The sequence below is a fragment of the uncultured Frigoribacterium sp. genome (assembly GCF_963515265.1).
In the GTDB taxonomy this organism is placed as follows: domain Bacteria; phylum Actinomycetota; class Actinomycetes; order Actinomycetales; family Microbacteriaceae; genus Frigoribacterium.
In genome coordinates this window covers 1-8,556 of the sequence record NZ_CAUPYL010000105.1, presented here as the reverse complement: position 1 = coordinate 8,556, position 8,556 = coordinate 1, and the positions used below count along the sequence as shown (strand labels likewise).

Annotated in this window: 7 protein-coding genes; 6 read left to right on the top strand and 1 reads right to left on the bottom strand. The window is 72.1% G+C overall.

Features of this window, described 5'->3' with window-relative positions:
* Window positions 1-82: 82 nt before the first annotated feature.
* Window positions 83-1,021 carry an ROK family protein gene (locus RWM17_RS09460; RefSeq protein ID WP_314103040.1) on the bottom strand — a complete coding sequence of 313 codons (939 nt, stop codon included), beginning with the start codon at window positions 1,019-1,021 and terminating at the stop codon, window positions 83-85.
* A 344-nt stretch (window positions 1,022-1,365) separates the two neighbouring features.
* Between RWM17_RS09460 and RWM17_RS09455 the strand changes: the two genes are divergently transcribed.
* The 6 genes from RWM17_RS09455 to RWM17_RS09430 form a co-directional block, all read left to right on the top strand.
* Window positions 1,366-2,565 carry an ROK family transcriptional regulator gene (locus tag RWM17_RS09455; RefSeq protein WP_314103039.1) on the top strand — a complete coding sequence of 400 codons (1,200 nt, stop codon included), beginning with the start codon at window positions 1,366-1,368 and terminating at the stop codon, window positions 2,563-2,565.
* A 181-nt stretch (window positions 2,566-2,746) separates the two neighbouring features.
* On the top strand, window positions 2,747-4,069 hold the full coding sequence (locus RWM17_RS09450; protein ID WP_314103038.1) for an extracellular solute-binding protein: 1,323 nt from the start codon (window positions 2,747-2,749) through the stop codon (window positions 4,067-4,069).
* Window positions 4,070-4,236: 167 nt separating this feature from the next.
* Complete coding sequence (locus RWM17_RS09445; protein WP_314103036.1) at window positions 4,237-5,199, top strand: sugar ABC transporter permease; 963 nt, start codon at window positions 4,237-4,239, stop codon at window positions 5,197-5,199.
* On the top strand, window positions 5,196-6,182 hold the full coding sequence (locus tag RWM17_RS09440; RefSeq protein ID WP_314103034.1) for a carbohydrate ABC transporter permease: 987 nt from the start codon (window positions 5,196-5,198) through the stop codon (window positions 6,180-6,182). Before RWM17_RS09445 ends, RWM17_RS09440 begins: the two co-directional genes overlap by 4 nt.
* A gap of 4 nt (window positions 6,183-6,186) precedes the next feature.
* Window positions 6,187-7,878, top strand: coding sequence for a beta-N-acetylhexosaminidase (locus RWM17_RS09435; protein WP_314103033.1), 1,692 nt, complete (start codon window positions 6,187-6,189; stop codon window positions 7,876-7,878).
* A gap of 141 nt (window positions 7,879-8,019) precedes the next feature.
* Window positions 8,020-8,556 (top strand): amidohydrolase family protein (locus tag RWM17_RS09430; RefSeq protein WP_314103031.1); only part of this gene is annotated, 537 nt, incomplete at its 3' end.

Sequence of the window (8,556 nt, the reverse complement as noted above, 5' to 3'; positions counted from 1 at the left end):
GTGCACCGGCAGGAAGTGCTGGTCGGGGAGGCCCGGGCAGGACTTCCTGCCGGTTCACGGCGGGCTGGGAGAAGGGGAGGCGTCAGCGCAGGGTCGCGGCCGGGACGGGGTCGGCCTGAGCACCCGCCATGGCCGCCCCGACGGCAGCGGCGGGCAGTCCCGCGGGCAGCAGCACGAGACGCGAGGCCAGGTCGAGCGACGCGATGAACGAGGAGGCGGCGGCCTGGTGGGCGAGCGCGTCGCGCACCGGCCCCATCAGCTCGTCGCCGAGGGCGCTCATCCCGCCGCCGACGACGATCGTCTGCACGTCGACCGTCAGGGCGAGCAGCCGGACGGCCTGCGCGACCCCGTCGACCAGGGTGCGTCGGGCCTGCACGGCCAGGTGGTCGCCGTCGGCCGCCGCGTCGAGGAGGGCGCGTGCCGGGTGCAGGGCGGTGGTCGGCCAGAGCCGGGCCGCAGCTGATCCCGAGGCGACGGTCTCGAGGCAGCCACGCTGTCCGCACGCGCACCAGGCGCCGGTCGGGTCGACGGGGACGTGCCCGATCTCGCCTGCGGCACCGTGCGCGCCGCGGCGGACCTGACCGTCGAGGACCAGCCCGGCGGCGAGGCCGGTGCCGAGGTTGAGGTAGGCGATCGAGCCCTGCAGTGACATCGCGTGCCACGCGCCGAGCGCTGCGGCGTTGACGTCGTTCTCGACCCTGACGGGCACGCCGAGGCGGCGGGCCAGCTCGTCGCCGAGCGCCGTGTCGACGAGGCCGAGGTTGACCGCGTGGCCGACCCTGCCGGTGGTGGCGTCGACGACGCCGGGCACGCCGACGCCGACCGAGGACAGACGATCGAGCGGCACGCCGGTGAGCGCCGCGAGGCGCTGCGCGGCCTCGACCGCGTTGTCGAGGACCTCGTCGACCCCGAAGCCCGAGGCGAGCCGGACGCGGTGCACGGGCCGGGGCGACCGGGGACCGTCGTCGGCGACGGCCACGGCGTCGATCTTCGTCCCGCCGATGTCGAGGCCGAGCCTCACGGGCACGCCCCCGGCGCCACGGCGTGGTCAGGGCGAGGCCCCTCGCTCACGACCAGGACGGGCGTCACGACGATGCCGGGGAAGGCGGGGACAGGCCTGCTCATGGGTGTTAGTAAAGCTTACTAACCGAACGGCAGCAAGCACGAGGGGCCCGAGATCTCGGGCTCGTTTCGGGTATTGACCAGCCGTGTTTCCTGCTCGTAAACTCACCGCACCAGCCTTGACAACGTGTTTGTAAGGCATTTTTACTAAACGGCAACGCTGCCGGGCCCGTCTCGCACCACGAGACGGCGCACGCCTCTCGAGGCCCCGGTCGGCGACGCCCGAGACGAGAGGAGGCGACCGTGCCCCGAGCCGCCGCCCCCCGTGCCGCCACGCATGCCGCTGCTCCCGTCGCCCCCGGTGCAGAGCGCGCCTCCTCCTCGACCCTGCGCGTCACCGCCAAGTCGCTCCCGCAGCACACCCGGGCCCGCAACCGCTCGCTCGTGCTGCAGACCCTCTGGCGCCAGGGCTCGATGAGCCGCGCCGACCTCGCCCGCGAGAGCGGACTCACCCGGCCGACCGTCTCGGGCATCGTGCAGGAGCTGGCCGACGAGGGGGTCGTGGCCGAGCTCGGGCTCCGAGGCGACTCCCGGGTCGGCAAGCCAGCGACGCTCGTCGGCATCCGGCCCGACTCGTTCCACATCCTCGCGCTCGACCTCTCGTCGGCGGAGCGGTTCTCCGGCGCCGTCGTCGACGTCCGCGGCGAGGTGGTCGGCCGAGCCAGCGTCGACATCGACGGGGCGACGGGCGAGGCGGCCGTGGCGCTGGCCGAGCGCCTCGTCGACGAGCTGTCCGCGCTGACGACCACGCGCCTCCTCGGCGTCGGGGTGGGCACGCCCGGCATCGTCGACCACCAGGGCGTCGTGCGCACGGCGGTGCACCTGGGCTGGTGGGACCTGCCGCTCGCGGCCCGGCTGAGCGCCCGCACGGGCGTGCCGGTGCACGTCGGCAACGACGCGAACCTGGCCGCCCTCGGGGTGCACACCTTCGGCGACCCCGAGCGCGACCCGTCCCGCAGCCTGATGGTCATCACCATCGAGCACGGCGTGGGCGTGGGCCTCATCGTCGGGGGAGCGCTCGTCGAGGGCGACCGCTTCTCGGCCGGCGAGATCGGGCACGTCACCGTCGACGAGGCGGGCGACGTGTGCGCCTGCGGCCGCCGCGGCTGCCTCGAGGTCTCGCTCGCGGCGCCGGGGCTGTCGGCCCGCCTCCTCGCCGTCGACCCCGGCTCGCGCGGTGCGGTGCTGCACGCCGCGGGGCGCGACCTCGGATTCGTGCTCGCCCCCGTCGTGAGCGCCCTCGGGCTCGACGAGGTCGTGCTCTCCGGGCCCCGTGAGCTGCTCGACGGCGTGCTGCTGCGCGCGGCGGTCGAGACGGTCAGGGCCCGCACGCTCGCGGCCGTCGGCCAAGGGCTCGTCCTCCGCTACGCGGGCGACGACCGCGACCTGGCCGTGCTCGGCGCCGCCTCCCTCGTGCTCTCGGCCGAGCTGGGCGTCTCGTGACGGCGCACGGCCGCGCGGCACGCGGCCCCTGCCCCGGCGGCCCCTCCCCAGGCGCTCCCGCCGCCCGATCCACCACAGACCGCACCACCCGCACCAGCACCGCCCGCACCTGTTCGACCACCATCACTCCCAGCAGCACCCCGCGGCACCGCCGCCCCGTCCACGAGGAGACACAATGCGAATGACACGTCACACAGCGGTCGCGGCCCTCGGCCTCACGGCCGCCCTTGCCCTGACCGCCTGCTCGAGCGCGGGCACGGCAGGAGGCGGCAGCAGCGACGGGCCGCAGACGGTGCCCACCACGAAGGGCGACGGCGAGACGCTGACCGTCTGGGTCATGACGGGCGACTACACCGACGAGACGATCAAGGCGATCAACGACGAGTTCACCGAGCAGACCGGCGCGGAGGTGGACGTCCAGACCCAGCAGTGGGACGGCATCACCACCAAGATCAGCACCGCGCTCGCGACGTCCACCCCGCCCGACGTGCTCGACCTCGGCAACACCCAGGTCGCGAGCTACGCCGAGAACGGCGCCCTGCTCGACCTCACCGACTACGCGGACGACATCGCCCAGGGCCAGGAGTGGCTCACGGGCCTCGAGGAGCCCGCCACGGTCGACGGCTCGCTCTACGGCGTCCCCGGCTTCGCGGGCGCCCGCGCCGTCATCTACAACAAGGACATGTGGGCGGCGGCCGGCATCACCGAGGAGCCCACCACCTACGAGCAGCTCACGGCCGACCTCGACACGCTGGCCGCGGCGAACCCGGCGAGCGACTTCTCGCCCTTCTACATGCCCGGTGCCTACTGGTACGCCGGCATGCAGTTCGTCTGGGACGCCGGCGGGGAGATCGCGACGCAGGGCGACGACGGCACCTGGTCGGCCGGGCTGTCGTCCGACGAGGCGCAGCAGGGCCTCGAGGACTTCAAGGAGTTCCAGAACACCTACTCGACGGGCGCCTCGCAGACGCTCGACACCGACGTGCCCAACCAGGACCAGATCTTCGCCGACGGCAAGGCCGGTGCCATGCTCGGAACCAACGGCAAGATCGACCTGATCAAGGAGGCCAACCCCGCCCTGACGGACGACAGCTTCGGCACCTTCCCGTTCCCGGGCAAGTCCGGCGAGTCGCAGCCCGTCATGCTCGGCGGCTCCGACTGGGGCATCGCGGCCAAGAGCGCCAACACCGACCTCGCGCTGCAGTGGGTCAAGATCGCGGCCAGCCCCGAGATCCAGAGCGACTGGGTCTACGGCAACGACGGCTGGATCCCCAACAGCACCGACGGCATCGAGGCGGCGCAGAGCACGCTCGGCGACATCGACGAGGGCTTCTTCTCGGCGGCGCTGAACTCGAAGGCCACCCCGGCCAGCGGCAACTGGGCCGCGCTCGAGGGCGACCTGAGCATCAACGACCTCTTCAGCAGCGTCGCCTCGGGCAGCAAGTCGCCCGAGGCCGCCGCCGAGTCGTTCGACAGCACGACGGACGACGCCCTCAACAAGTAGTTCCACCCGCGAGCGGCTCCGCACCGCAGGGCCGGGCGACGCACGAGCAGGACGTGCGCCGCCCGGCCGGGACCACCCCGCTCGACCAGCTCCACCGCTCGACTCGATCACCGCTCGTTCCGATCACCGCTCGACCCGATCTCTGAGTCCCGACCCAGGAAGCAGCCATGGCCGTCACGACAGCGCCGCCCCTCCCACCCCGCCAGCACGCCCCCGAGGGCCCGGCCCCGCGGCCCGGGAAGAAGCGCCAGCTCGCCCCGCTCTGGCTGCTGAGCCCGGCCGGCATCGTCCTGCTCGTCGTGATGGTCGCGCCGATCGGGTTCCTGGTCTTCACCTCGTTCACGAACTACGACCAGCGCAGCCTGTTCACCGGCGCCTACGAGTCGGTCGGGCTGCAGCAGTACGTCACGCTGTTCACCGACAGCGACTTCTGGTGGTCGCTGCTCCGCACCGTCCTCTTCACCGTGGCGATGGTCGCCGGCAGCGTCGTCATCGGCATGGGCGTCTCGCACCTGCTGACGCGGATCCACACGAGCATGCGGTACGTCGTCACCGTCGTGCTGATCTTCGCGTGGGCGATGCCGAACGTCGCCTCCTCGCTGGTCTGGAACTGGCTGTTCCAGCCCGGCTACGGCGTCGTCAACTGGATGCTCACGCAGCTGCGGGTCTTCGGCGACATGACCGACACGCAGTGGTCGAACGATCCCCTGTTGTCGTACACGTCGATCTGGATGCTGATCGTCTGGCAGGCGGTGCCCTTCATCGCGCTGACCCTCTACGCCGCCGAGACGCAGGTGTCGCCCGAGTACAAGGAGGCGGCCCGTCTCGACGGTGCCGGCGAGTGGCGCGTGTACCGCGACGTCACCCTGCAGTTCCTCAAGCCGACCCTGCTGCTCGTGACGATCCTCTCGATCATCTGGGACTACAACGTCTTCAACCAGATCTGGCTCGTCTCGCAGGGCGGCCCCGACGACGCGACGTCGACCCTCGGCGTCTTCATGTACAAGACGGCGTTCGTCGGCTTCGAGATCGGACAGGGCGCCGCCATCTCGGTCGTCACGACCCTGCTGCTGCTCGGCCTCACCGCGTTCTACATCCGCAACCTCATCCGCTCGGGAGAAGACCTGTGACCACGACAGTCCCCACCGGCGTCGGCGCCTCGGCGACCGACGGCCCGTCCGAGACCGCTGCGGCCGCCGACTCGGCCGTCCCCGCCTCCGCCGGCCCTGCCGCCGGCTCCTCCGACGGCACCGCAGGAGGCGCGACGCCCGTCCGCCGGTCGCGTCGCCGCAAGAAGCCCCGCTGGTTCAGCAACTCGCTCGCGGTGCTGTTCAGCGCCGTGTGGATCTTCCCCGTCTACTGGATGGTCAACACGGCCTTCAAGCCACGGTCGGAGTCGATGACGTCGACCCCGCTCTTCCTGCCGCAGCACCCGACGCTCGACAACTTCGTCGTCGCGATCACGCAGAGCGGGTTCCTCGTCAACCTGCGCAACAGCGCGGTGGTGGTGATCGCGACGGTGCTGCTCGCGATCATCCTGGGCTTCTTCGCCGCAGCGGCGCTCTCGCGGTTCCGCTTCCGCGGGCGCCGCACGATCATGATCGTCATCCTCGCCGTGCAGATGCTGCCGACGACGGCGCTGCTCATCCCGTTGTTCCTGATCTTCAACAGCATCGGGCTGCTCGGCACCTACGCGGGCCTCGTGCTGGCGTACATCGCGACGGTGCTGCCGTTCTCGATCTGGGTGATGCGTGGGTTCTTCGTGGCCATCCCGATGGAGATCGAGGAGGCGGCCCAGCTCGACGGCGCGAACACCTGGCAGGTGCTGACGCGCATCCTGTTCCCGCTCGTGGCGCCGGGCGTCATCGCGACGAGCATCTTCGCCTTCATCGCGGCCTGGAACGACTACATCATCGCCTACACGTTCATGAAGGACCAGTCGATGTACACGCTGCCGGTCTGGCTCGCGTCGTTCGTCTCGCAGAACACCGGCACCGACTCCGGCGGGCAGATGGCGGCAAGCGTGCTGTTCTCGCTGCCGGTCGTCGTCTTCTTCGTCATCATCCAACGCAACCTGGTGTCGGGCATGTCCGCCGGCGCCGTGAAGGGCTAGAACCGTGACCGACCCCCTGCTGCTGCCCCGTGTCGACCAGCTGACCACCGCCTCCGGCGCGTACCTGCTCGACTCCGCCACCCGCGTCTCGGCGCCCGACTCGCTCGGCGGCACGGTCGCCTGGCTGCAGTCGGTGCTGCGACCCGCGACCGGGCTGCCCCTGCGCGAGGGCGACGGCGACGGCGCCGGCATCTCGCTCGACCTCGACCCCGAGCTCGACGACGAGGGCTACCGCGTCGAGGTGCGCCCGGCCGGCGTCCGCATCACGGGCGGCTCGGCCGCCGGCGTCTTCTACGGCGCGCAGGTGCTGCGGCAGCTGCTGCCGCCCGAGGTGTTCCGTCGCTCGCTCGTCGAGGGCGTCGAGTGGTCGGTGCCCGCGGTCGACGTCGCCGACTCGCCCCGGTTCGGCTGGCGCGGCATGCACCTCGACGTGGCACGGCACTTCATGCCGACGCACGACGTGATGCGCCTGATCGACCTCATGGCGATGCACCGCCTCAACACCCTGCACTGGCACCTCACCGAGGACCAGGGCTGGCGCGTGGAGATCGTCAAGTACCCCCGGCTGACGACGGTGGGCGCGTGGCGCGCGTCGTCGCAGGTGGGCGCCGGGCCCGAGGCGACGCAGGACGGCCGCCCGCACGGCGGCTTCTACACGCAGGCCGACATCCGCGAGGTCGTCGCCTACGCCGCCGCGCGGCACGTGACCGTGGTGCCCGAGATCGACGTGCCCGGCCACTCGATGGCCGCCATCACCGCCTACCCGCACCTCGGGGTCGGCGCGGTCGAGGCCGGCGGGATCCCCGTGCCCGAGCCGCGACAGATCGCGGTCGGCACCGAGTGGGGCATCTTCGAGGACGTGCTCAACACCGAGCAGTCGACCGTCGACTTCTACAAGGACGTCCTCACCGAGGTGATGGACCTGTTCCCGGGCACCTGGATCGGCGTCGGCGGCGACGAGTGCCCGAAGGCCCAGTGGGAGGCGGACCCCCGCACCCAGGAGCTGATGCGCGAGCGCGGCCTCGCCGACGAGGAACAGCTGCAGGCCTGGTTCATCGGCCAGCTCGACGAGCACGTGACGGCCGCGGGCCGCCGCACCTTCGGCTGGGACGAGATCCTGGAGGGACACAGCCGCGACGGGCACGCGTCGGACGGCGCCCGACCCATGTCGCCCGGCGCGACCGTCGCCTCCTGGCGGGGCATGACCGGCGCGGTGACCGCCGCCCGGCTGGGCTACGACGTCGTCGCCTGCCCTGACGACCAGGTCTACCTCGACTACCGCCAGTCCGACTCGCCCGACGAGCCCATCCCGGTCTCGATCGTGCTCGGCCTCGAGGACGTCTACGCGTTCGAGCCCGTCCCGGCCGAGCTGACCGCCGAGGAGGCGCGGCACGTGCTGGGCGGTCAGGCGAACGTCTGGACCGAGCACATGGACTCGCCCCGCACCGTGGACTTCCTCGTGTTCCCCCGCCTCTGCGCGGTGGCGGACGTGCTCTGGTCGGACGCGCCCCGGGACTTCGCGGGCTTCTCCGCACGGCTCGACCACCACCTCCTGCGCCTCGATGCGGCGGGGGTCGAGTACCACCGGGCGTCGGGGCCGCTGCCGTGGCAGACGCGTCCGGGCGTGCCCGGCCGGCCGGCCTCGCGAGAGGACCGCGCCGCGTACATCGCGGGCATCACCGCGAACATCGCCTGACCGCCCCGCCCGCCTGTCTCCTCTCCCTCTCTCTTCATTCAGGAACATCTGTCCTGATCCGCGCGGGGGAGGGAGCGAGAGTCCTGAGTCGTGCACTGATCAGGAACGTGCGGTCGCCCGTTCCTGAGTGAGGAGGATCCCGTGTCGACGACGGTCATCATCGGGGCGACAGTCCACGACGGTCGAGGAGGCGCGGCGCAGGTGGCCGACGTCGTCGTGCGCGACGGGGTGGTCGAGGCCGTGGGGCCCGAGGCTGCGGCGTCCGTCGTCGAGGCGGGCCGGGCGGGCCGGGTGGTCGACGGCCGCGGTCTCGAGGTGCTGCCCGGGTTCGTCGACGTGCACGCGCACGACGACGCGGCGCTGTTCCGTCCGGGCGGCATCACGCCGAAGACGTCGCAGGGCGTGACGACGACGATCGTCGGCAACTGCGGGCAGGGCGTGGCGCCGTCCCCGCCGCCGGCCGACCCGCCCGACCGTTCGCTCGAGCAGTACTCCCTGCCGGTGCTCGGCCCGTTCCCCGACCGTCGCTGGGCCACCTTCGGCGACTACCTCGAGGCGCTCGCCCGTGAGCCGCTCGGTGTGCACGCCCGCGCGCTGGTCCCGCACGCACCGGTCCGCGCCTCCGTGCTCGGCATGGTGCGGCGGCCTGCCGACGCGGCCGAGTCGTCGCGCATCGCG